Annotated in this window: 21 protein-coding genes; 11 read left to right on the forward strand and 10 right to left on the reverse strand. The window is 66.5% G+C overall.

All coding sequences use genetic code 11. From position 1 onward, the window contains the following. Window positions 1-6: 6 nt before the first annotated feature. Window positions 7-1,110, reverse strand: coding sequence for a LysM peptidoglycan-binding domain-containing protein (locus tag IP91_RS18280; RefSeq protein ID WP_145650528.1), 1,104 nt, complete (start codon window positions 1,108-1,110; stop codon window positions 7-9). A 244-nt stretch (window positions 1,111-1,354) separates the two neighbouring features. Here IP91_RS18280 and def point away from each other — a divergent pair, with 244 nt between their 5' ends. The 4 genes from def to IP91_RS18300 all read left to right on the forward strand — a co-directional run bounded on the left by def (window position 1,355) and on the right by IP91_RS18300 (window position 4,640). Further along, a complete protein-coding gene (gene def, locus IP91_RS18285; protein WP_145650529.1) occupies window positions 1,355-1,891 on the forward strand; it encodes a peptide deformylase in 537 nt (178 codons plus the stop codon). Window positions 1,892-1,914: 23 nt separating this feature from the next. Continuing rightward, complete coding sequence (fmt, locus tag IP91_RS18290) at window positions 1,915-2,871, forward strand: methionyl-tRNA formyltransferase (RefSeq protein ID WP_145650530.1); 957 nt, start codon at window positions 1,915-1,917, stop codon at window positions 2,869-2,871. Between the two features lie 84 nt (window positions 2,872-2,955). Next, on the forward strand, window positions 2,956-3,846 hold the full coding sequence (locus IP91_RS18295) for a LysR family transcriptional regulator (protein ID WP_145650531.1): 891 nt from the start codon (window positions 2,956-2,958) through the stop codon (window positions 3,844-3,846). A 194-nt stretch (window positions 3,847-4,040) separates the two neighbouring features. Continuing rightward, window positions 4,041-4,640, forward strand: a complete 600-nt coding sequence (locus IP91_RS18300) for a PEP-CTERM sorting domain-containing protein (protein ID WP_145650532.1) — start codon at window positions 4,041-4,043, stop codon at window positions 4,638-4,640. A 3-nt stretch (window positions 4,641-4,643) separates the two neighbouring features. On the opposite strand, the gene IP91_RS18305 is transcribed toward IP91_RS18300, so the two are convergent. Continuing rightward, the gene (locus tag IP91_RS18305; protein ID WP_145650533.1) at window positions 4,644-5,045 is read right to left on the reverse strand and encodes a tautomerase family protein; all 402 of its coding nucleotides are present in this window, start codon (window positions 5,043-5,045) and stop codon (window positions 4,644-4,646) included. A 1-nt stretch (window position 5,046) separates the two neighbouring features. Continuing rightward, window positions 5,047-5,676 (reverse strand): cysteine hydrolase family protein, encoded by a 630-nt coding sequence (locus IP91_RS18310; RefSeq protein WP_145650534.1) that lies wholly within the window; start codon window positions 5,674-5,676, stop codon window positions 5,047-5,049. Between the two features lie 191 nt (window positions 5,677-5,867). Here IP91_RS18310 and metH point away from each other — a divergent pair, with 191 nt between their 5' ends. Together metH and IP91_RS18320 are read left to right on the forward strand one after the other, a co-directional pair. Continuing rightward, on the forward strand, window positions 5,868-9,641 hold the full coding sequence (gene metH, locus IP91_RS18315) for a methionine synthase (RefSeq protein ID WP_145650535.1): 3,774 nt from the start codon (window positions 5,868-5,870) through the stop codon (window positions 9,639-9,641). A gap of 126 nt (window positions 9,642-9,767) precedes the next feature. Beyond that, the gene (locus IP91_RS18320) at window positions 9,768-10,142 is read left to right on the forward strand and encodes an SPW repeat protein (RefSeq protein WP_145650536.1); all 375 of its coding nucleotides are present in this window, start codon (window positions 9,768-9,770) and stop codon (window positions 10,140-10,142) included. Window positions 10,143-10,173: 31 nt separating this feature from the next. On the opposite strand, the gene IP91_RS18325 is transcribed toward IP91_RS18320, so the two are convergent. The 7 genes from IP91_RS18325 to rsmB all read right to left on the reverse strand — a co-directional run bounded on the left by IP91_RS18325 (window position 10,174) and on the right by rsmB (window position 17,796). Further along, entirely contained in the window at window positions 10,174-11,466 is a 1,293-nt protein-coding gene (locus IP91_RS18325; protein WP_145650537.1) for an EAL and HDOD domain-containing protein, read from the reverse strand. A gap of 363 nt (window positions 11,467-11,829) precedes the next feature. Further along, window positions 11,830-12,087 (reverse strand): BTH_I0359 family protein, encoded by a 258-nt coding sequence (locus IP91_RS18330; protein ID WP_145650538.1) that lies wholly within the window; start codon window positions 12,085-12,087, stop codon window positions 11,830-11,832. A 100-nt stretch (window positions 12,088-12,187) separates the two neighbouring features. Then, complete coding sequence (locus IP91_RS26720; RefSeq protein ID WP_307724427.1) at window positions 12,188-12,466, reverse strand: GTPase; 279 nt, start codon at window positions 12,464-12,466, stop codon at window positions 12,188-12,190. A 187-nt stretch (window positions 12,467-12,653) separates the two neighbouring features. Beyond that, window positions 12,654-13,373 carry a response regulator gene (locus IP91_RS18340; RefSeq protein WP_145650540.1) on the reverse strand — a complete coding sequence of 240 codons (720 nt, stop codon included), beginning with the start codon at window positions 13,371-13,373 and terminating at the stop codon, window positions 12,654-12,656. Window positions 13,374-13,524: 151 nt separating this feature from the next. Beyond that, window positions 13,525-15,819 carry a sensor histidine kinase gene (locus IP91_RS18345; protein ID WP_199754639.1) on the reverse strand — a complete coding sequence of 765 codons (2,295 nt, stop codon included), beginning with the start codon at window positions 15,817-15,819 and terminating at the stop codon, window positions 13,525-13,527. Continuing rightward, complete coding sequence (locus tag IP91_RS26265; RefSeq protein ID WP_229474605.1) at window positions 15,820-16,389, reverse strand: DUF4390 domain-containing protein; 570 nt, start codon at window positions 16,387-16,389, stop codon at window positions 15,820-15,822. It lies immediately after the preceding gene. A gap of 66 nt (window positions 16,390-16,455) precedes the next feature. After that, on the reverse strand, window positions 16,456-17,796 hold the full coding sequence (gene rsmB, locus IP91_RS18350) for a 16S rRNA (cytosine(967)-C(5))-methyltransferase RsmB (RefSeq protein WP_229474642.1): 1,341 nt from the start codon (window positions 17,794-17,796) through the stop codon (window positions 16,456-16,458). A gap of 570 nt (window positions 17,797-18,366) precedes the next feature. Here rsmB and argS point away from each other — a divergent pair. The 5 genes from argS to IP91_RS18375 are packed head-to-tail and all read left to right on the forward strand — an operon-like array spanning window position 18,367 to window position 23,072. Beyond that, the gene (argS, locus tag IP91_RS18355) at window positions 18,367-20,076 is read left to right on the forward strand and encodes an arginine--tRNA ligase (RefSeq protein WP_145650541.1); all 1,710 of its coding nucleotides are present in this window, start codon (window positions 18,367-18,369) and stop codon (window positions 20,074-20,076) included. Between the two features lie 24 nt (window positions 20,077-20,100). Next, entirely contained in the window at window positions 20,101-20,790 is a 690-nt protein-coding gene (locus IP91_RS18360; RefSeq protein WP_145650542.1) for an SPOR domain-containing protein, read from the forward strand. 10 nt (window positions 20,791-20,800) lie between these two features. Continuing rightward, a complete protein-coding gene (locus tag IP91_RS18365) occupies window positions 20,801-21,472 on the forward strand; it encodes a thiol:disulfide interchange protein DsbA/DsbL (protein ID WP_145650543.1) in 672 nt (223 codons plus the stop codon). Continuing rightward, a complete protein-coding gene (locus IP91_RS18370; protein ID WP_145650544.1) occupies window positions 21,472-22,254 on the forward strand; it encodes an SDR family oxidoreductase in 783 nt (260 codons plus the stop codon). Before IP91_RS18365 ends, IP91_RS18370 begins: the two co-directional genes overlap by 1 nt. Further along, window positions 22,251-23,072 carry a biotin--[acetyl-CoA-carboxylase] ligase gene (locus tag IP91_RS18375; RefSeq protein ID WP_145650545.1) on the forward strand — a complete coding sequence of 274 codons (822 nt, stop codon included), beginning with the start codon at window positions 22,251-22,253 and terminating at the stop codon, window positions 23,070-23,072. The genes IP91_RS18370 and IP91_RS18375 overlap by 4 nt, the downstream gene beginning before the upstream one ends. The last annotated feature ends 37 nt before the right edge of the window (window positions 23,073-23,109 follow it).

Raw genomic sequence — 23,109 nt, forward strand, 5'->3', positions numbered from 1 at the left:
CGCGGTTTACTCCGGAGTTCTGGCAACGTCGCCCACCACCACCGGTTCCGTTACCTGCATGATCAGGCCATACGCAATATGGTTGAACACGCGGAAGATAAACAGGCTGCCCACTTCTTCGTCCGGCAGCTTGACCTGCGGATTGCCCAGGTTGTGCCAGCCCTTGCTGGCGCCCTGGTCCGTCACCGTCTGCCCGACATGGTACAGCTGGAGCACGGTGCCAACGTCGAGCCCATCAAGCTTTCCCCGATTGACGGACACCACCTGGTTCTGCCCCGCGTGCGTGACGCCGTTGTAGATCGCCAGCACGCGCGCATCGACCTGGGTTGCCGGCGGATGGGGCACGTAGTTCTGCATCGGCATCGGCGGCATCAGCATCAGCTGGTCGCCGGCACCCATCTCTTCCTTGGCGCTGGCGACGATGAACGTGTGCACGTCCGAGCCGCCGGCCGCTTCCTTCTGCAGCTTCAGCGTGCCGAGATAGAACGCCTCGATGCCCACGGTCTTCTTCGTGACGGGATCGACCAGGGGCTTGCCCGGCCGGAAGGCCTGGAACGACGTGCCGCCTTTCAGGTTGCCGCGCACATAGGCCTTGTCGCCCTTGCCGATGATCACGCGGTTCTCCGCGGTCGCCACGATGCGCGGCGCATCCTTCAGTTCGTCGCCTTCGATGATCAGCGGCTGGCTCAGGAACGGTTCGATGACGCCGGCCGGGATCGACGGAATGGCATCCCGGCCCAGGCCTTCGGTGCGCGTCTGCGGCGACAGGCGCACGGTGCCCGCCCCGCCGTCATCCGTGACGCCGAGCCGTTTTGCCAGCCGCAGCCGGCCGGCGGCGCGGTCGAACAGGATCACCTGGCCCGGATAGATCCAGTGCGGATTGGCGATCTCTTCCCGGTTCAGGTCCCACACCTGCGGCCAGCACCACGGTTTCTCGAGAAAGGCGCCGGAAATATCCCACAGCGTGTCGCCCTTGACGACGGTGTGCTGGTCGGGCGCGTTCGGCTTGAATGCGCAGCGGAGAGCCTGGGCCTGCGCGGGCGCGACAGCGGCTGCGGAAATCAGTGCCGCCGCCAACAGGCGCACGCCGACTGTGCTAAAATTTTTCATTGAATATGTCCGTTCATCCGGCAGCTGGCCGGCCAGATTGCCGGGCTGAAGTGCCTGGACCGAAGTCCTGGCTTGCCGTACAGAAATTCTGCCCAACTTACCCTGATACAGCAAGCCCCACACGCCCAACGCGCCGCAAGCACTGTCCGGCGGGTCGCGAAGCGTTGCATTTTTGCCGGGGATTCGCCCCGTCATTGCCTTTATCAGCATCTCCATTCGCATCTCCATTATCAACAAGCCATCCATGTCGACACTGAACATCCTCCGCTATCCCGATCCGCGCCTGCACAAGGTCGCCAAGCCCGTCACCGTGTTCGACGAGCGCCTAGCGCGCCTCGTTGCGGACATGGCCGAAACGATGTACGACGCGCCCGGCATCGGCCTGGCCGCCACGCAGGTGGACGTGCATGAGCGCGTGGTCGTCATCGACATCAGCGAGACGAAGGACCAGCTCACCGTCTTCGTCAACCCGGAAGTGCTGTGGGCCAGCGACGACAAGCAGGTGTACGACGAAGGCTGCCTGTCCGTGCCCGGCATCTACGACGACGTGGAACGCCCGGCCAAGGTAAAGGTGCGCGCGCAGAACGAAAAAGGCGAGTTCTTCGAAGTCGATGCCGATGGCCTGCTGGCCGTGTGCATCCAGCACGAGATGGATCACCTGATGGGCAAGGTCTTCGTCGAATACCTGTCGCCACTGAAGCGCAACCGCATCAAGACCAAGCTGCAGAAGGAAGAACGCGGCATGGAACGCTCGCACCTGCGCGCCGGCGGCCGCCGCTGATGGGCAGCGTGCCGCAACGCCCCATGAAAGTCGTGTTTGCCGGCACGCCCGAATTCGCCGCCGTGGCGCTGCGCGCGCTGCATGCGGCCGGCTTCGAGATCCCGCTGGTGCTCACGCAGCCGGACCGCCCCGCCGGCCGTGGCCTGCAGCTGCAGCCTTCGGCCGTGAAGGCCTTCGCGCTGGCCCATGGCATCCCCGTGGCGCAACCCCTGTCGCTGCGCATGGATGCGAAGGATTTGCAGCGGGCGCAGGAAGCAAAGGATGCGCACGCGCTGCTGCTGGCCACCGACTACGACGTGATGGTGGTGGCCGCCTACGGCCTGATCCTGCCGCGCAGCACGCTCGACATCAAGCCCTGCATCAATATCCACGGTTCGCTGCTGCCGCGCTGGCGCGGCGCCGCGCCGATCCACCGCGCCATCGAGGCGGGCGACCATGAAACGGGCGTGACGATCATGCAGATGGAAGAAGGCCTGGACACGGGCCCGATGCTGCTGATCGAGCGCACGCCGATCGGCCCGCACGACACGACGGCGCTGGTGCACGACCGCCTGGCCGCACTGGGTGGCGAGATGGTCGTCAAGGTGCTGCAGCGCATGGCGCAGGGCCAGGTGGATGCGGTGCCGCAGCCGGAAACGGGCGTCACCTATGCCGCCAAGATCGCCAAGGAAGAAGCCACGCTGGACTTCACGCAGCCGGCCAGCGAACTGGACCGCAAGATCCGCGCCTTCAATCCCTTCCCCGGCGCGCACGGCACGGTGGACGGCACCGTCATCAAGCTGTGGGGCGCCGAGCTGCTCGACGGCAGCAGCGATGTGCCCGCCGGCCAGGTGCTCGCGGCGGATGCCCAGCACGGCATCGTGATCGCCTGCGGCCGCGGCACGCTGCGACTGACGGCACTGCAGAAACCCGGCGGCAAGCGCCTGCCCGCCGCCGAGTTCATCAAGGGATTCCCCCTGGACGGCCTGCGCTTCGCCTGAAGTGCAATGGGCCACGGCTGGCCCATTGCCCTGCCCCTTTCCTTACAGTAATCTGAACGCCTGGCGACTTCGGGCGGGACGGGCATGGATCAACTGGCTGCGCTGCGCGCGCTGCGGCGGGTAGTGGAACTGGGCAGCTTCACGGCGGCGGCCGATGCGCTGGGCATTTCGCACACGATCGTGTCGCGCCAGATCCGCCAGCTGGAAAGCCATCTCGGCGCCCAGCTGCTGAACCGCACCACGCGCCGCTTCGCGCTCACCGATGCGGGCCGCGGCTACTACGAAGCCTGCCGCCACATCCTCGATGCGCTGGACGATGCCGACCGCGCCGTCGGCCACCACCAGGCCCAACCCGGCGGCACGCTGCGCATCAATGCGCCGATGGCGTTCGGCACGCTCGAGCTGGCCGGCTGGCTGCCCCGCTTCATCGCCCGCTACCCGCAGCTGCAGGTCGATCTCGTCTGCAACGACCGCATCGTCGACCTGATCGGCGAGGGGTTCGACGTGGCCCTGCGCCTGACCCGCGAGCTGCCCGATTCCACGCTGGTGGCGCGCCGCCTCGCGACCAGCCCGATCCTCCCCGTCGCCAGTCCCGATTACCTGCGCCGCCATGGCACCCCGGCCAGTCCGGATGACCTGGTCCGCCACAACTGCCTGTGCTACACGCTGGCCGAGCGGCCATTCGACTGGACCTTCGAGCTGCCGGTCGGCGGCCACCAGACGGTTCATGTGGGCGGCAACCTGCAGGCCAATACGGGTGTCGCCCTGCGCAGTGCCGCGCTAGCGGGGCTCGGCATCGCCTCAAGCGCCGAATTCATCGTGCGGGCCGACCTGCGCAGCGGCGACCTGGTTCCCGTGCTGCCAGCCTTCCCGATGCGGCCCCGCGAGTTGTATGCCCTGTATCCGCAGAGCCGGCACCTTGCGCCGAAGGTCCGCGCGTTCATCGATTTCGCTGCTGAACATTATGAAGTTTAAACCCGTCAAATGCCGTTTTATATTTGGTGAACAAAAAATATTATCATATTAATATCTTTATTGTTTCAAGAAAACACCTTGCATCGAAGATAATTAAGCTGTTGTATTAGTGCACGTAAGTTGTTTACTGGTAGGAAGCTTGAGATAACGCAGATAACATCAAGCACATCCTCCTCCCATTATCGAGAACCGTCATGTTTAAACCATTAATGCTGGCCAGCCTATTAACTGCGAGCGTGGCGACGAATGCCACGGCCGGTACATGGCAATTTAGTTACACTGGTTTCCAGGATAGTAACTCTGGTGCCATCCTCGCTGATTACCAGATCTCCGGAAAATTCTCCGGCAGCGATGACAATAGCGACGGCATTCTGGAGCTGGCGGAAATCAGCTCGCTGTACGTGAACGGCATGGAATACATTGGTTGCGGTACGGGCAGCGATTATTATCATTGTGGCACCGAGCAATTCAGTTATCACATCGGTGGCCAACTGGATTTCGTTGCCGGCCAATATGGTTACGATCCAGAGGGCGCGTTCGGTGGCGGCCATTATTACCAAACCGGTGTAGGCGAATTTGAATACCATAACGCTTTTGGCCAATATACCGAGCAGGCTTATCTATGGACAGCGCAAACGGCGTTCGCGATTTCCAGCGGAACGGTGCTGGCTGGCGAGGTCGTTTCCGCCGTCCCCGAACCAGCTACCTGGACCATGCTGGCCGCCGGCCTGCTGCTGGTCGGCGGTACCGCGCTGCGGCGCCGTCCGTCGATGCTGACGCCGCACCGCCTCTGATCGCTACATCAGCAGTTTCTTCACGGCGCGGTATTGCTGCGTCAGCCCGCCCCAGCCCCACGCGGCCGGGCGGGCATCGTCGATGTGGATGTAGCTCACCTCGTGCAGTGCCCCCAGCAGTTCCCCCATATCGCGGAACACGGCCTCGATGTAGGCCGCCTTCTCCGCTGCCGTGTTGGTCTCGTCCGAGATCTTGATATCCAGGAAAAAGCTGGCCTTGCCCAGCGTGGCCAGGGTCTCTTCCCCCACGAACCAGTGGGCAGGATCACGGTAGGCGATCGCGATGGCCGTCAGTGCCGGCGCCTTGTGCAGGATTCCGCCGGTATGGCGCAGCAGCAAGTCGGCCACGCGTGGCGCGGGCACGCTCTGCGGGGTGCCCGCGATGGTGATGTTCAGGATCGGCATGTCATTCTCCCTGGATAGGCAAATCGAGAAGGGCCGCGGTCGTGAGGACCTCGGCAAAGTTGTCCGCCAGCGCCGTCAGCGCCGCGCGGTGCAGCATGGCGGACGGCACCACGCCATCGCCGTCCCAGCTGTCGATGTCGCGCGTGGCGCAGGCATCGCCCGCCACCAGCACGCCGTAGTCGCGGCCCGGCCCGAACGCGCGCGCCTCGCGCACCAGCGTGGAGACGCACATATGCGTCATCAATCCCGCCACCAGCAGGGTACCGATGCCCCGCTCGCGCAGCATGCCGTCGAGCGGCGTGCCGGCAAACGTGGCGACCATGGATTTTTCCAGCACATGGTGCCCTGCCGCCGGCGTCAGGGCCTGGTGTATCTGCGACGCCAGGCTGCCCCGGGCGAACAGGGATGCGCCCGAGGCATTCACGTGGCGCACATGGAACACGGCAATGCCGTGCCGGTCGGCATGTTCGACGAGCGCCTGCGCCCGCGTCAACGCGGCAGCGGCGCCGGGCAGCGGCAGGCGGCCATTGAAGTATTCGTTCTGGAAATCGACCAGCACCAGCGCCGTACGGCGCGGCTCGATCGCACCGGTGCGGACGGCACCGGCGATACTGCGGATGGTGGGGGACATGCTGGCTCCTCGTTGACGATGGAGCCATGCTAGAACGCCGTCCGCCGCCCGGGTAGGGGGCGGGCGCCACATGATTTGTGCGCAAATGGCACAAATCGGGCCGCCCGCTGGCTGGCGGGGCCGTTGCCAGACCTGCCCTCCGCTCTTACCTTATAATCTCAAGCCCCCTGCAAGTCTCCGATGGATAGCCAATGAACACGCCCGTGACCCGCCCCGCCCCCCAGACCGAAGCCAAGCTGCGCGACATCCTGTCGCGCCGCACCATGTTCCTCGACGGCGCGATGGGCACGATCATCCAGCAGTACAAGCTGGACGAGGCAGCCTACCGGGGCGAGCGCTTCGCGGACTTCGCGGCGCCGGCCGGCAGCGGCGCCCGCGAGCTGTTCGTGAAGGGCAACAACGAGCTGCTGAACCTGACGCAGCCGCATGTGATCCAGGAAATCCACGAGCGCTACCTGGCGGCCGGTGCCGACCTGCTGGAAACGAACACGTTCGGCGCCACCGGCATCGCGCAGGACGACTATCACATGGCCCATCTGGTGTACGAGATGAACCTGCAGGCCGCGAAACTGGCGCGCGCCGCCGTCGACAAGTACAACTCGCCCCAGAAGCCCCGCTTCGTGGCCGGCGCGCTGGGCCCGACGCCGAAGACCGCCTCGATCTCGCCGGACGTCAACGATCCCGCCGCACGCAACGTCACCTTCGACCAGCTGGTCGCCTCGTACCACGAACAGGTGTCGGCGCTGGTCGAAGGCGGCGTCGACGTGCTGCTGGTGGAAACCATCTTCGACACGCTCAACTGCAAGGCCGCGCTGTTCGCCATCGACCAGTATTTCGACGAGAACCCCGGCCAGGAACGCCTGCCGCTGATGATCTCCGGGACGGTCACGGACGCCTCCGGCCGCATCCTGTCCGGCCAGACCGTGCCGGCATTCTGGAACTCGGTGCGTCATGCGAAGCCGCTGACCGTGGGCCTGAACTGCGCACTGGGCGCAGCGCTCATGCGTCCCTATGCGGAAGAGCTGTCGCGCATCGCCGATACTTTTGTGTGCATCTACCCGAACGCCGGCCTGCCCAATCCGATGAGCGACACGGGCTTCGACGAACTGCCGGCCGATACGTCCGCGCTGCTGCGCGAGTTCGCCGACGCGGGCTTCATCAACGTGGCGGGCGGCTGCTGCGGCACCACGCCGGACCACATCGCCGCCATCGTCGACCTGCTCAAGGATGTCAAGCCGCGCGCCGTGCCGCACGTGCCGGTGGCGCAGCGCCTGTCCGGCCTGGAGCCGTTCACGATCGACGACGATTCGCTGTTCGTCAACGTGGGCGAGCGCACCAACGTCACGGGCTCGAAGGCCTTTGCACGCATGATCCTGAACGAGCAGTTCGACGAGGCGTTGTCGGTGGCGCGCCAGCAGGTGGAGAACGGCGCGCAGGTCATCGACATCAACATGGACGAAGCGATGCTGGACTCGCTGGCCGCGATGACGCGCTTCCTGAACCTGATCGCTTCCGAGCCGGACATCTCGCGCGTGCCGATCATGATCGACTCCTCGAAATGGTCCGTCATCGAAGCGGGCCTGAAGTGCGTGCAGGGCAAGTCGATCGTCAATTCCATCTCGATGAAGGAAGGCGAGGAGGAATTCATCCGCCAGGCGAAACTGTGCCGCCGTTATGGCGCCGCCGTGATCGTGATGGCCTTCGACGAAGTGGGCCAGGCCGACACGTTCGAGCGCAAGATCGAGATCTGCGCGCGGGCCTACAGGATCCTCGTCGAGCAGGTCGGGTTCCCGCCCGAAGACATCATCTTCGACCCGAACATCTTCGCGGTCGCCACCGGCATCGAGGAGCACAACAACTACGCGGTGGACTTCATCAACTCCACGCGCTGGATCAAGGACAACCTGCCGCACGCGAAGATCAGCGGTGGCGTGTCGAACGTGTCGTTCTCGTTCCGCGGCAACGACCCGGCGCGCGAGGCGATCCACACCGTGTTCCTGTACCACGCGATCAAGGCCGGCATGACGATGGGGATCGTCAACGCGGGCATGGTGGGCGTCTACGACGACCTGCCGGCGGAACTGCGCGAACGCGTGGAAGACGTGGTCCTGAACCGCCGCGAGGATGCCACCGAACGCATGATCGACATCGCCGGCACGCTGAAGGCGGGCGCCGGCAAGCAGGAAGCGGCCAACCTGGAATGGCGCAACGCGCCCGTCGAGAAGCGCCTGGCGCATGCGCTGGTGCACGGCATCACCCAGTTCATCACCGAGGACACCGAGGAGATGCGCCAGCAGGTGCTGGCCGCCAATGGCCGCCCGATCCACGTGATCGAAGGCCCGCTGATGGACGGCATGAACATCGTCGGCGACCTGTTCGGACAAGGAAAAATGTTCCTGCCGCAGGTGGTGAAATCGGCGCGCGTGATGAAGCAGGCCGTGGCCCACCTGATTCCGTACATCGAGGAAGAAAAGAAGCTCGAGGAAGAACGCACCGGCATCGTCGCGAAACCGAAGGGCAAGATCGTCATTGCCACCGTGAAAGGCGACGTGCACGACATCGGCAAGAACATCGTCTCCGTGGTCCTGCAATGCAATAACTTCGAGGTGGTCAACATGGGCGTGATGGTGCCCGCCTCCGAGATCCTGGCGCGCGCCAAGGTGGAGAATGCCGACATCATCGGCCTGTCCGGCCTGATCACGCCGTCGCTCGAGGAGATGGCCTATGTCGCGAAGGAGATGCAGCGCGACGAGCACTTCCGCATGCTGAAGATCCCGCTGCTGATCGGCGGCGCAACGACCAGCCGCGCCCACACGGCGGTGAAGATCGCCCACAACTACGAAGGCCCGGTGGTGTACGTGCCGGACGCGTCGCGCTCCGTGTCGGTGGCGCAGTCGCTGCTGACGCCCGAGTCACGGGACAAGTACGTGGCCGAACTCGATACGGACTACGCGCGCATCCGCGAACAGCATGCGAACAAGAAAGCGCTGCCGACGATCACGCTGGCAGCCGCGCGCGCCAACAAGGCCAAGCTCGACTTCGCACCCGTGAAGCCGAAGTTCATCGGTCGCCGGCTATTCCGCAATGTCGACCTGGCGGCGCTGGCCCAGTACATCGACTGGGGCCCGTTCTTCCAGACCTGGGACCTGGCCGGCCCGTTCCCCGCCATCCTGACGGACGAAGTCGTCGGCGAAGCAGCCACCAAGGTCTACGCGGAAGGCCAGGCGCTGCTCAAGCGCATCATCGAGGGCCGCTGGCTGACGGCCAACGGCGTCATCGCCCTGCTGCCGGCCAACAGCGTCAATGACGACGACATCGAGATCTACACGGACGACACGCGCGGCACGGTGGCGTTCACCTATTACGGCCTGCGCCAGCAGGGCGTGAAACCCGTGATCGACGGCGTGCAGCGCCCCAACCAGTGCCTGGCCGACTTCATCGCGCCGAAAGACTCGGGCGTGAAGGACTACATCGGCATGTTTGCCGTGACCGCTGGCCTCGGCATCGAAAAGTACGAGAAGCGCTTCGAGGACGCCCATGACGATTATTCGTCGATCATGCTGAAGGCGCTGGCCGACCGTCTTGCCGAAGCGTTTGCCGAGTACCTGCACCAGCGCGTGCGCACCGACCTGTGGGGCTATGCGGCGGGCGAGCAGCTGTCGAACGAGGCGATGATCAAGGAAGAGTACGTCGGCATCCGCCCTGCTCCCGGCTATCCGGCCTGCCCGGAGCACACGGTGAAGGCGGACATGTTCCGGGTGATGAATCCGGAGGAGATCGGCATGGAGCTGACGGAGTCGTATGCGATGTTCCCGGGCGCGGCCGTGTCCGGCTTCTACTTCGCCCATCCCCAGTCGAAGTACTTCACGGTCGGCAAGATCAACGACGACCAGCTGGACGACATGGTGGCGCGCCGTGGCGTGCCGAAGGCCGAGCTGGAGCGCTGGCTGGCACCGAACCTGTAACGCCGGCACGCTGCCGGCGGAACTCCCGCCCTCCCCCGGTGTCGAACCGCCAGGACCGCGAAGGTTCGATCAGGTTCAATCAGGTTCAATCAGGTTCGATTAGGTTCAACTGCACGGGAGGGCATCATGGCAATCGCACTGAAGCGCTGGCAGGACCAGCTGATCCTGCTGCTCGGCATCTGGCTGTTCATCACGCCGTGGATTTTTTCGTATGTGATTCCGTCACCGCACGCCTGGAACGCATTCCTGTGCGGCGCCGTACTGGCCGTGCTGGCCGCCTGCGACCTGTACAAAACCTATCTGTGGGCGGTGATCGTCAACCTGGCGATCGGCATCTGGGTCGCCGTGTCGCCGTGGGTGCTGGTGGCCGACTATGGGCAGGGCAATGTCATGCTGAACAACCTGCTGGTGGGACTGGCCGCGGCCGTGCTGGCGGCCTGGGAGCTGACAACGGATCCGGAGCTGCACAAGAAGTGGCCGGGCGCCGGGGCGGCCACGTAAAATACACGGGCCGCGCGGGGAGACGCGCGCGTCAGATCGCGTAGCGCACGACGTTGTCGCTCCATTCGAACGCGGCCATCTCCAGTTCCACCAGTTCCACGGTGGACACGGCCAGGTCGTGCAGCGCGGGCACGAGCTCGTCTTCCTCGACCCGTTCGATGCATTCGGCGAGCTTGAGCAGTTCGCCGAAGAAGCCGCCGCGGTACAGCAGCGCATCCGCCACTTCCTCGCTGACGGCGATCTGTCCCAGCAGCTCGGCCATCGGCATCGAGAACAGCGTGTCCATCAGCGACATGATGCCGACCGTGAAGGCGATATCGGCCACGTGCCGGTGCGCCGGCCGCAGCTTCTGGGCCAGCAGTTCCAGCAGGCGGCCGCGCGTGGTGGCCAGGGCCAGCAGCGGCGTCTGGCTGGTGCCGCGCTTGCCGGGCTCCGCATACAGCATGATCTGCAGCCAGCGCTGCAGCTGGCGGCGGCCGAGGATCGTCAGCGCCTGGCCGAGCGAATCGATGCGCTGGCGCGCGCCCACGGCCGGCGTGTTCACCAGCCGCACCAGGTTCAGCGCCAGCGCCGCGTCGCGCTTGATGGCCCGTTCGATCTCGCTGTTCTCCGCATCGGAGATCACCAGCGTCATCAGCTCCATCAGCGCGAGCTGCGAGGGCGACAGCTTCTTGCCGCTCATGATCACGGGGCGCGCGAAATAATAGCCCTGGAAAAAGTCGAAGCCCAGGTCGAGGCCGGTGCGGAACTGGTCCAGCGTCTCGACCTTCTGTGCCACCAGCTTCTTGCCGTCCCCCTTCAGCCGCGCGGCCAGTGCCACCAGGCCTGCCGGGGCCGCGGTGCCGCTCGCAGGGCCGCGATCGAGGCCCAGCTTCACGTATTCGGCCATCGGCAGCAGTGCCTGCAACTGTGCCGCGTCCTCGTGCAGGCCGTCCAGTGCGAAGCGGAAGCCGTGGCCGGCCAGGTCCGTCAGCCGCGCCAGCACGGCGGGCGAGGCCGGCACCGAGCCGGCAATTTCCAGCACGATGCGTTCGCGCGGCAGGAAGCCGAAGATATCGCTCAGCAGCGCCCCTTCGTCGACATTGACGAAGCCGGGTCCGTCGTCGATCGCCTTGTCCACGCCCAGTTGCGCGACATGCGCCAGCACGGCCGCGGTGGCCGACAGCGCCGTCGAGTCGAACTGCGCCGGTCCCACCGGGCCGTTACGGAACAGCAGCTCATAGCCGAACAGACCCTGCTGGCGGTCGAGGATGGGCTGGCGGCCCAGGTAGAACTCGCGCACGCGCTGGCTGCGCGGGGAATCCTTGGCGGAGAGATCGATCATGGAAACGTCCTTGTTTTCCGGCTATTTTGGCATTGATCGTCTGTTTAATGGCAGGAAAATATTCTTTCGCAGCAATCCGTCCACAAACGGCGCACGATATCCGGCCGTGCAGTGCGGGCCATGACAAGATGGTGACTGGTGACGAGGCCGGCGCGGATGCGCCAGGGAGGAAGGAGTAAGGCGCGGGAGAGAAGTGCAGGAGAGAAGTGCGGAAGACAGGTGCGCGAGAAACGAGGTGAACGCAATGGGAGCGAACTCCACGCCGGTCGGCACATTGCGGCTCGAAACGCTGACGGAACAGTGGCAAGGTCTTGTCGACCGTTACCTCACCACCGGAATGCTCCAGGAAGCGGCAATACCTGCTCAGTGCAGCAGCACCGGCTGGCTCATCAGGGAATCATAGGCGCCCAGGAATTCGTCGATCTCTTCCATCGACGGTTCGTTGGCGATCAGTTCGTTCACATCGCGGCGGAAGTTCTGGGCCAGCACGCCGTTGATGAAGATCTCGCGCTTGCCACCCTTGTCGACGATCTCGTAACCGCCGAAACGCAGCGATTCCAGCTCACGATCGGGACCGAATTCGACGACGCTGTACTGCTCGCTGTTGTAGATGAGGTTCATATCGCTTCCTTCTCTTCAGGGTGCGGAAACCGGTCGGGTTCCGCGTTCAGTATCGAAGTGGGGCTGTGGCATGCCATTTCAAGAGCCCTGCCGGCAAAGCTCAGCGATTGCCGGCGGGCGCCACGACATCGTTACAGAGGGCCAGCAGCGCATCGTAGGGCGAGGCCGACAACATGGCGCGCAGCTGTCCCACATGGGTGGCATCGGCCAGCGCGATGAAGAGCTGCGCAGGCCGGCGCCGCAACAGACGATTCAATGTAACACGCAACACCAGATTTCCCGCGCAGCACAGGCAGCCGGGAGCGATCCGCTCGATCTGGGCAGGCACGGCATCGGCCGCCAGCGCGCCAGCCGGATCGGCCAGGCCTTCGAGGATCACCGCGACCAGCGGCGGGGCGGAAGAAAAAGAAGGGGAAGGAGACGGGGACGGCTCGGCCCCGGCAGGCAGGCCAGGTGCGCCGGTCCCGGCCAGGCGCGCCGCGATCGCCGCTTCGCGATCGCGCGCGCTGGCGCCCGTGACCAGGGTGGCGGGAATGCGGGGCTGGGCGGGCGGGTTCAGGAAACGCTCAGGCCTGCTGGTTCTTCTTGGCCAGCTTGCCCGGCTCGACGCCGAGCTGCTTCAGCTTGCGGTACAGGTGGGTGCGTTCCAGCCCGGTCTTTTCGGCCACGCGTGTCATGCTGCCGCCCTCCCGCCCAAGGTGGTGCTCGAAGTACATGCGTTCGAACGCATCGCGCGCCTCGCGCAGCGGCAGGTCGAAGGACAGGCTGAACATGTGGCCTTCGCCACTGCCCCGCGCCACCGCGATGCCATGCGCGCCCTGCGGCGGCAGCGGCTGCGCGCCGAAGCTGGGCGGTGCGGCCTCTTCCGCCGGCGGCAGCGCGGCCGGACGGGGTGCCAGCACGGGCGCCCGCACCACTTCCTGGCCACGCGCCAGGCCGGCCTGGACCGCCTTGAGCAGTTTCTGCATCGCGATCGGCTTTTCCAGGAAATTGAGCGCGCCGATGCGCGTGGCCTCGACGGCCGTATCGATCGTGGCGTGGCCGGACATCATGATCACCGGCATGGTCAGCAGGCCGTCGCGCTGCCATTCCTTCAGCAGCGTGACGCCGTCCGTATCCGGCATCCAGATGTCGAGCAGGACCAGGTCGGGTGCGCCCGTGGCGCGCGCCTGGCGTGCCTGCTGGGCGTTTTCCGCCAGCGTCACCGCATGCCCCTCGTCGCCCAGGATCTCCGACAGCAGCTCCCGGATACCCATTTCATCATCAACTACGAGAATGTTTGCCATCTATCCCTGCCCTTGAGTTCTTGTCGTATGCATTCTTTTTGTGTGCATTCTCATGCCTGCGGCCCATGCCGGCGGATCCGGCCGCTGCGAATCGTGCGCGCCATTCTGCGCTTCGCCTGCCCTGCCAGCAGATTCTATTAGCCCTTCGACATTATGCCAACTGCACCGGTGCCAACTTTAACAGCAAAATCAGTACCGAAGCGCCAGAACCGTCGGCATGGTTCTGGATATCGATGCGGCCACCGTGTTCGTCGATGATCTTCTTCACCATCGCCAGCCCCAGTCCGGTGCCGCGCACCTTCGAGGTCACGTACGGCTCGAAGGCGCGGGCCAGGATTTTCGGTGCGAAGCCCGGGCCATTGTCGGAGATCGCCAGGCGCACGGCAATGCGCGTGCCGCCGTCCGCGCTCTGGTAATGGATCGCTTCCGTGATCACGTCGATGCGCGGGGCCGGGCGCGCATCGGCGTCCGGCAGGTCGGCCAGCGCATCCTGGGCATTCTGCAGCAGGTTGTGGATCACCTGGCGCAGCTGGGTGGGGTCGCCCATCACCATCGGCAGGTAGGGCGCCAGCTGCGGGCGGATGATGTCGTGGCCGTCGCCGGCCACGTACAGGTGCAGGATCTCCTCGACGAGGGAATTGAGGTCCAGCGATTCGAGCTGAGCCGGTGGCGTGCGCGCGTAGTCGCGGAAGTCGTCGACCATGCGCTTCATCGCGGCGACCTGGTTGACGATCGTGCCGGCGCTCTTGTTGAGCAGCTCCAGGTCGGTGCCGCCCAGCTTGTTCTCCAGCTTCATCTGCAGGCGCTCGGCGGACAGCTGGATCGGCGTGAGGGGGTTCTTGATCTCGTGCGCCAGGCGGCGCGCCACTTCGCCCCAGGCGATCGAGCGCTGCGCCGAGATCACGTCCGTGATGTCGTCGAACACCACGATGTAGCCGCCGCCACCGCCTTCCAGCGGCAGGCGCGAACCGCGCGTGAGCAGGATCAGCGCGTTGTCGTCCGGGCTGGTGGTGGGCCGCGAGATCTCGATCTGCCGCTGCCAGTGCAGGTGCTGCAGGTTGCGGCCGGCGGCCGACTGGGCGCTCTGGGCCGAGAACGCCGCGATCACGGCGCCGGCGAATTCCTGCATGCCTTCCACGTCCACCAGCGGCCGGCCGGTCAGCGTCACGCCCGCCTTCTGCAGGATGCGTTCGACGGACTCGTTGCAGGTGACGACGCGGAAGTCGGCATCGAGCACCATCACGCCGGCCGACATATTGGCCAGCACGGATTCCAGGTGGGCCTTGGCGTTCTGCAGCGCGATGCGGTTGCGCTCGACGGCGCTGCGCGCTTCGGACAGCTGGCGCGTCATCGTGTTGAAGCTTTGCGTGAGCGTGCCCAGTTCGTCGGAACTGGCGACGATCGGGCGTGGCGACAGGTCGCCGCCGGCCACCGCGCGCGTGCCTTCGGCCAGCAGCAGCAGCGGCTGCGCCAGGTCATTGGCGATCAGGAAGGCGGCCGCAATGGCGCCGAACACGGCCAGCAGCAGGGTCAGCGTCAGGGTCACGATGTACATCTGGCGCAGGCCGTCGCGCGCCACGTCGCGCTGCTTGTATTCGCTGTAGGCGGTGCGCAGCGTTTCGCCATCGGCCGCCAGGCGCGACGGCACGGCCTGCAGCACCTGCAGGTAGCGCGGCGCGAAACGGCCGCCCGACGGCTGCACCGGGTCCGGCACGGGGATCAGCACGCGCAGGCGCAGCTGGCTGCCGGGATCGGGCGGCACGGGCGGACCGTTCGGGTCGCGCAGTTCGCCGCCGCCTTCCGGCGCCGCATACGGCGGTTCGGCCTGGGCGCGCGCCATGATGGCGGCGGTGGGCAGGTCGCCCGCCAGGTTGATGCGGCGCTCGCCCAGCGCCGAGACGATCAGGCCGCCGCGGTTGTCGACGATGACGGCGCTCTGCGTGCCGGGATGCTCGCGGACGAAGCGGGCCAGCGTGGCCGGCGCCGCGTAGAACGGCTGCGTGGCCAGTTCGTCGGCGGTGCGCTGCGCATCGCCTTTCAGTTCGGCCAGCGACGCATCGAGCGCGGAACGGCCCAGGTCCAGGCCCGCTTCCAGCGCCTCTTCGACGCGCACGTTGAACCACGAGTCGATCGAGTGCGAGACGAACTGCACGGAGACGAGGAAGATCACGAGGCCGGGCAGCACGCCGATGGCGGCGAACAGCATCACCAGCCGCGTCATCAGCCGCGAGCCGAACTTGCCGCTCTTGTAGCGCGAATACAGGCGGAACAGCGACACGCCCACCAGGATCAGCAGCGCCACGGCCACGGCGGCGTTCAGCCCCAGCAGCCAGGAATAATAGCGTTCGATGAAGCCGGAATTGTTGGAGGCGGAGGCCAGCAGGAACAGCAGGATGCTGCAGACGGCACCCGCCACGACGAACAGATACCGCAAGGCCTGGGTCACTTACTCCGCCCTGTACTGGAAGGTTCTCTTCTGGGACGCCAGCGTCCAGTCACGGTTGTTCAGGGCGTTCACCTGGATCGGCTTGGGCAGGTAGTCGCGGTCCATGCCCATGCTGAGGGTCACGTTGTACGTTTCCCCCACCTTCAGCACGCCGCGTGCCGCCACGACCCAGCGGGTGGGCCGGCGGATGAAGAACAGCGCATCGTCGAGCGACTCGAAGGTCTGCTGCACGCTGCCCACGATCTTCACGTGGTACTGGCGCGTGAGCACGTCGTAGTACAGGCGGTAGGTGCGGCGCGCGGTCACGGCCTTTTCGTCGAACCAGTACCAGCGCGGCCGGGTGAAGGTGATTTCGGTGGTGAACGACACGGGCACGCCGTACTGCAGCGCATCCTCGAGGCCATGACTGAGGTCGAATGCGTAGCTGGCCTTCAGCCGGTAGCCCTCTTCGGCGGCTTCGATGCGGGGATCGGTGATCTCCACGACCCCTTCGGCGGCACGCACAGCCTGCGGCAATGCGCAGGCCAGCATCAGCAGCAGGCAGAAAAGTCGAACAAATCGGAAGGTCACGTGCGCTATCGTCGGTGGTAAAGGAGCCTTGTTCCAGGGGCCAAACAAGCCAGGTGAGGCGACGTTCTACGCATCCTTCTGGAACAACGCATAGAACAGGCCGTCGTGATCCTGTTCGGCACCGCCCACGGGCAGTAGCTGACCGGGCGCATCGATTCGCGTGGCGCGATTGCGCACCGCGAAAGCGGCCGCCTGCGCCTCGGATTCCTGCGGCCACAACGAACATGTCACGAACAGCAATTTACCATTGGGCCGCAGCATCTGCCAAAGATTGTCGAGAATTTGCCCGGAAAGTGTTGCAAGTTGGAGCGCGTCGCCCTTGCGCCGCAGCCAGCGGATATCCGGGTGGCGGCGCACGATGCCGGAGGCCGTGCACGGCACGTCGGCCAGGATGCGATCGAACGGTTCGCCGTCCCACCATTCGCGGCCCTGCGCCTGCGCGGCCTGCAGCTCGGCGGACAGGCCCAGGCGCTCGAGGTTCTCGCGCACGCGGGTCAGGCGCTGCGGGTCCGCATCGAGCGCGGTCAGCGCCACGTCGGCCAGTTCCAGGATGTGGCCCGTCTTGCCGCCCGGCGCCGCGCACGCATCCAGCACTCGCATGCCGTCCTGGACATCGAGGAGCTGCGCGGCCAGCTGGGCGCCGGCATCCTGCACCGAGACGTCGCCTTCGTCGAAACCAGGGATCAGGTGCACACCCACCGGCTTGTCGAGCCGCACCGCCTGCTCGCCGATGCGGCGCGCGCCGATGCCGGCCTCGGCCAGCCGCACCAGGTAATCCTCGACCGTCACGCGCCGCGCATTGACGCGCAGCGTGAGCGGCGGCGCCTGGTTGCCGGCCGTGAGCACGGCTTCCCATTGGGTCGGGAAGGCGGTGATGGCCGCATCGATCCACCATTGCGGGTAGTTCCAGCGTGCCACCGGCTGGGCCAGCACGGCGGCCAGCAGCGTTTCGCGTTCGCGAAGGAAGCGGCGCAGCAGCGCATTGACCATGCCCTTGGCGCGCGCCGTGTCGGGATGGGCGCCGGCCGCCGTCACGGCCTGGTCGACGACGGTGAACGCTTCGTACGGTGCCGGGCCCTCGTCGCTCGCCTGCATCAGCGGCAGTGCGCAGGCCAGCAGGCCGGCCACCAGCGGATCCGGCGCTTTTGGCGCCATCTCGGCCACCAGCGCATCGCTGCGGCCCAGCTGGCGCATGGCGCGGTAGGCGATGTCCTGGATCGCGCCGCGCGCCTGCGGCGACGGGGCGTTCACGCCGGCCAGCGCCTGCGGCAGCGCCATGCCGCCGCGTACCTGCAGCACGGCGGCGGCCGCGCCCAGCAGCGCGAAGGCCAGCGAATCGCTCTTCAGTTCGGCCTGGAACTCGGTCTGTACACGGGGTTTCAGGTCGCGGTGATGGCTGGCGCGCAGGCCGCCCGAGTCGCTGCGGGGCGGTGCGAACGATGGCGCCTTCGACGGGCCGGACGATGTGTTCCGGGCCTTGTGGACGCGCGGCGCGGCCGTTTCCCATGGGCTCGGCGCCGGGGCCGATGGTGCTGCGGTTTGTGCCGCAGCCGGCACCTTTCCGGCGGGTTGCAACGCCGGCTTCACGGCGGGCTTATCGGCTGGCTTATCGGCTGGCTTGCTGGCCGGCTTGTTGGCCGCCGCCTTGCCGGCTTCGGACCGGGGCCGCCCGCCGGGGGGCACGGCGGGCCTGGATCCCATGCCGGCGCCGGCCTTCTTCGTGGCCGGGGCTGGCTTGGACTTCAGACTCAGCGTCGGACGCTTGCTCATCGTGTTCTTTCGTGGTGCATGGGAAGGGCAGGATTGTAGCAGCGGGCAGCCCGGGCCCACTCCCGGCACGCCCGCAGCCCGGCCCGCCGCCCTCCTGCCGCCGGGCGCAAACCGGTATAATGTCCGATCTTCCGGCGCACGCGCGTGCGTCCCGCAGTCCTCTTTTTTAGCTGTCAACCCGCTGTCAACCTTTCGTTCCGACCGACCATGCTCGCCCAACAAAAACAACAGATCGCCGCCCTGTTCCAGGCCGCCCTCGTCCCGTTCCTGGCCGATACCGGCATCACTGCCAACGTGGTGCTGGAACGCCCGCGCGACCCGGCGCATGGCGACGTGGCCTGCAATATCGCCATGCAGCTCGCCAAGCAGCTGAAGATGAACCCGCGCGAGCTGGCCACGAAGATCGTTGCCGCCGTGCTGGACAACCCGGCCGGCAAGGCGCTGGTGGCCTCGGCCGACATCGCCGGTCCCGGCTTCATCAACCTGCGCGTGACGGATGCGGCCAAGCAGGCCGTCGTAACCACCGTGCTGGAACAGGGCGCCGCCTATGGCCGCAGCGACGCCGGCAACGGCCAGCACGTGATCATCGAATTCGTCTCCGCCAACCCCACCGGCCCGCTGCACGTGGGCCATGGCCGCCAGGCCGCGCTGGGCGATGCCCTGTCCGCGCTGTTCGAAGCGCAGGGCTACGGCGTGACGCGCGAGTTCTACTACAACGATGCGGGCGTGCAGATCCACACGCTGGCCACGTCCACCCAGGCGCGCGCGCGCGGCATCAAGCCGGGCGACGCCAACTGGCCGGACCCGGCCTACAACGGTGACTACATCGCCGACATCGCCGCCGATTTCCTGGCGAAGAAGACGGTCGCGGCCAGCGACGGCGCGCCGGTCACGGGCTCGGGCGACGTCGATGACCTGGAGTCGATCCGCGCATTCGCCGTCACCTATCTGCGCAACGAACAGGACATCGACCTGCAGGCCTTCGGCGTCAAGTTCGACAATTACTACCTGGAGTCCTCGCTGTACAAGGACGGCAAGGTGGAGTCGGCCGTCAATGCGCTGGTGGCGAACGGCCACACGTACGAAGACGGCGGCGCGCTGTGGCTGCGCACCACCGACTACGGCGACGACAAGGACCGCGTGATGCGCAAGACGGACGGCACGTTCACGTACTTCGTGCCGGACGTGGCCTACCACATCGTCAAGTTCCAGCGCGGCTTCACGCAGGCGATCAACGTGCAGGGTTCCGACCACCACGGCACCATCGCCCGCGTGCGCGCCGGCCTGCAGGCCGTGGGCCTGGACATCCCGCAGGGCTATCCCGACTACGTGCTGCACAAGATGGTCACCGTGATGAAGGACGGCGCCGAGGTGAAGATCTCGAAGCGCGCCGGTTCCTACGTGACGGTGCGCGACCTGATCGAATGGTCCGGCGGCGGCGACATCACCAGGGGCCGCGACGCGGTGCGCTTCTTCCTCATCTCGCGCAAGGCCGACACGGAATTCGTGTTCGACGTGGACGTGGCGCTGAAGACCTCCGACGAGAACCCGGTGTATTACGTGCAGTACGCCCACGCGCGCATCTGCCGCATGCTGCAGCAGTGGGGCGGCGACCCGGCCACGGTGGCGGGCGTCGATCTTTCCCCGCTCGTCGCGCCGACCGAACAGACGCTGCTCGCCACGCTGGCCGCCTACCCGGAAGTGCTGGCGCGCGCGCAGGCCGAGCTGGGCCCGCACCAGGTGGCGTTCTACCTGCGCGACCTGGCCGCGAACCTGCACAGCTTCTATTTCGCCGAACGCGTGCTGGTCGACGACGAGGCCCTCAAGCTGGCCCGCCTGGCGCTGGTCGTCGCCACCCGCCAGGTGCTGCGCAACGGCCTGGCGCTGATCGGCGTCTCGGCGCCGGACCAGATGTAATCCATCACAAGGACAATCCGTACAATGGCTTTCCGCACTCCCCACCTGCGCCAGCAGGGCAGCACGCTGGTCGGCATCATCATCGGCCTCGTGATCGGCCTCGTCATCGCCGTGATCGTCGCGCTGATGATCACCAAGGGCCAGTCGCCGTTCACCGAGCGCACGGCGCGCACCGCCAAGCCCGCCGAATCGTCCGGCACGATCGCCGATCCGAACAAGCCGATGTACGGCAACCGCGACAGCACGCGCAGCGCCAACCGCGATTTCGAACGGGATGCGCGCAATCCACAGCAAGCTGCTCCCGCTGCACCGGCCAAGCCATCTGCCGCCCCGGCCGCCGATCCGCTGCAGGCAGTGGTGGACCGCATCCAGAACCAGCCGGAGCGCAAGCCCGCCACACCGGCGCCGGCGCCGCTCAACACGGCAGCGCCACCCGCGCAGTCCGCGGCACCGGCACCGTCCCCGGCAGGCGAAGAGAAGTGGGTTTATTATCTGCAGGCTGGCGCCTACCGCGAAACGAACGATGCCGAAGCGGTGCGCGCCAAGCTGGCGCTGCTCGGCTTCGAAGCGAGCGTGACGGACCGCAGCACCGATTCCGGCGTGCTGCACCGCGTGCGCGTGGGCCCGTTCACGCAGGTCGAGGCGATGAACAAGGTACGTAGCAAGCTGTCCGAAAACGGTGTCGACGTGGCCGTCGTCCGCAACCAGAGATAATGGAGAACCGATGCACTTCCTGAAGAAGATCCTGTCCGCCGCCACCCTGAGCTTTGCTGCCGCGGGGGCGTTTGCTTCGCCCACCGCGCCCGTCGAAGGTGCCGACTACCAGGTGCTGAAGGCGCCGCAGCCGACGGACACGGGCAAGAAGATCGAAGTGATCGAGTTCTTTGCCTACTGGTGCCCGCACTGCGCCACGTTCGATCCGATCCTCTCGGCCTGGGTGAAGAAACAGGGCGACAACATCGTCTTCAAGCGGGTGCACGTGTCGCACAGCGACCGCTTCCTGCCGCAGCAGAAGCTGTACTACACGCTCGAATCGCTGGGCCTGGCCGACCAGTACCAGTCGAAGGTGCTGGCCGCCATCCACCAGGGCGGCAAGGATCTGCAGCGCGACGAAGAAGTGCTCGACTGGGTGGGCGCGAACGGCATCGACAAGGCGAAGTTCACGGATGCCTACCGCTCCTTCGGCGTGGCCGGCAAGACGCGCCGCGCCAAGTCGATGATGGAGAGCTACCAGGTCGAATACTGGCCGCTGCTGGTGGTCGATGGCCGCTGGCAGGCATCGCCCAGCCTGACGGGCAAGGCGAACGAAAACCTGAACACGGAAACCGCGCAGCAGCAGGCCACCACGCAGGTGCTGGACGCGCTGGTGGCGAAAGCGAAAGCCGGCAAGAAGTAATGGCTGCTGCCGGGGCGCCGCGGGTCTTCATCACGGGCGCCTCCAGCGGCATCGGCGCCGCGCTGGCCACCCGCTACGCATCGGACGGCGCCATCCTCGGCCTGTTCGGCCGCCGGGGAGATGCCATGCATGCGCTGGCCGCCTCCCTCCCCTCTCCTTCCGATTGCCATGTGTATGCCGGCGACGTATGCGACCACGTCGCGCTGGCCGCTGCCGCGCAGGCGTTCATCTCACGTGCCGGCGGCATCGACATCGTCATCGCCAGTGCCGGCATCTCGCACGGCACGCTGACGGAGGTGCCGGAAGACCTGCCCGTCTTCGAAGCCATCTTCGCCACCAATGTGACGGCCACCGTGGCCACGTTCGCGCCGTTCATCGCGGCGATGCGGGAACAGGGCACCGGTACGCTGGTGGGCATCGCTAGTGTGGCCGGCGTGCGCGGCATGCCCGGCGGCGGTGGCTACAGCGCCTCGAAGGCGGCCGTCGTCACCTACTGCGAATCGTTGCGGCTGGAAATGCGCCGCCACGGCATCCGCGTCGTCACCATCGCGCCGGGCTACATCGACACGCCGATGACGCAGCAGAACGCCTATCCAATGCCGTTCCTGATGGCGCCGGAACGCTTCGCCGCGCGCGCCGTGCGCACCATCGCGGCCGGTGCGCGCTACCGCGTGATCCCGTGGCAGATGGGTCTCGTGGCGCGGCTGCTGCGGCTGCTGCCGAACGCGCTGTATGATCTAGCCTTTGCCCGCGCGCCCCGCAAGGCGCGCAAACATGCATGAGCACTCCAGAACCTGATCCCGGCACCACGCTGGACGCCGCCGCGATCCACGCGCGCTGCGCCGCCAGCGCTTCCCATATCGCCATCGAGGCCGTGGCCGAAACCGGGTCGACCAATGCCGACCTGCTGGCGCGGCTGCCCGGCACCGCCGCCAGCGCTGTCCTGACCGGCCCCGTGCTGCGCATCGCCGCAACCCAGACGGCCGGCCGCGGCCGCGCGGGACGCAGCTGGCTGTCGGCACCCGGCGCCTCGTTGACCTTCTCGCTGGCCTGGCGTTTCCAGGGGCCGCTGCACCGGCTGGCCGGCCTGCCGCTGGCGGTGGGCGTGGCGCTGGCCGAGACGGTGGCCTCGCTGGGCGTGCCGGTGCAATTGAAATGGCCGAACGACCTGATGAAGGATGGCGCCAAGCTGGCCGGCATCCTCGTGGAGACGGGCACGGCGCCGGACGGTGCCATCTGGGCCGTGATCGGCTGCGGCATGAACCTGGTGATGCCGGACGCGATGGAGGCCGAGATCGGCCGCGCCGTGTCGTCGGCCCCCTGGCTGGCGCGGATGGACCGCAACGAACTCGTGGCGCAGCTGCTGTCGCGGCTGGCCGCCGTGCTGGCCGAATTCGACGACACGGGCTTCGCGCCGTTCTGCGAGCGGTGGAATGCGCTGCAGGCGTGGCGCGGGGCGGCCGTCAACATCCTCGACAACGGTGCCGTGGTGCAGCAGGGGCTGGCGGCCGGGGTCGATGACATGGGCCGGCTGGTGCTGGACACGCCGGCCGGGCGGGTCACCGTGCTGTCCGGCGATGTGTCGCTGAGGCTGCAATGACAGAAGCTGCAATGACTGGCGCTGGAGTGACTGACGT

Origin of the sequence: Pseudoduganella lurida, from assembly GCF_007830455.1 — a bacterium.
Taxonomy (GTDB): Bacteria; Pseudomonadota; Gammaproteobacteria; order Burkholderiales; family Burkholderiaceae_D; genus Rugamonas; species Rugamonas lurida.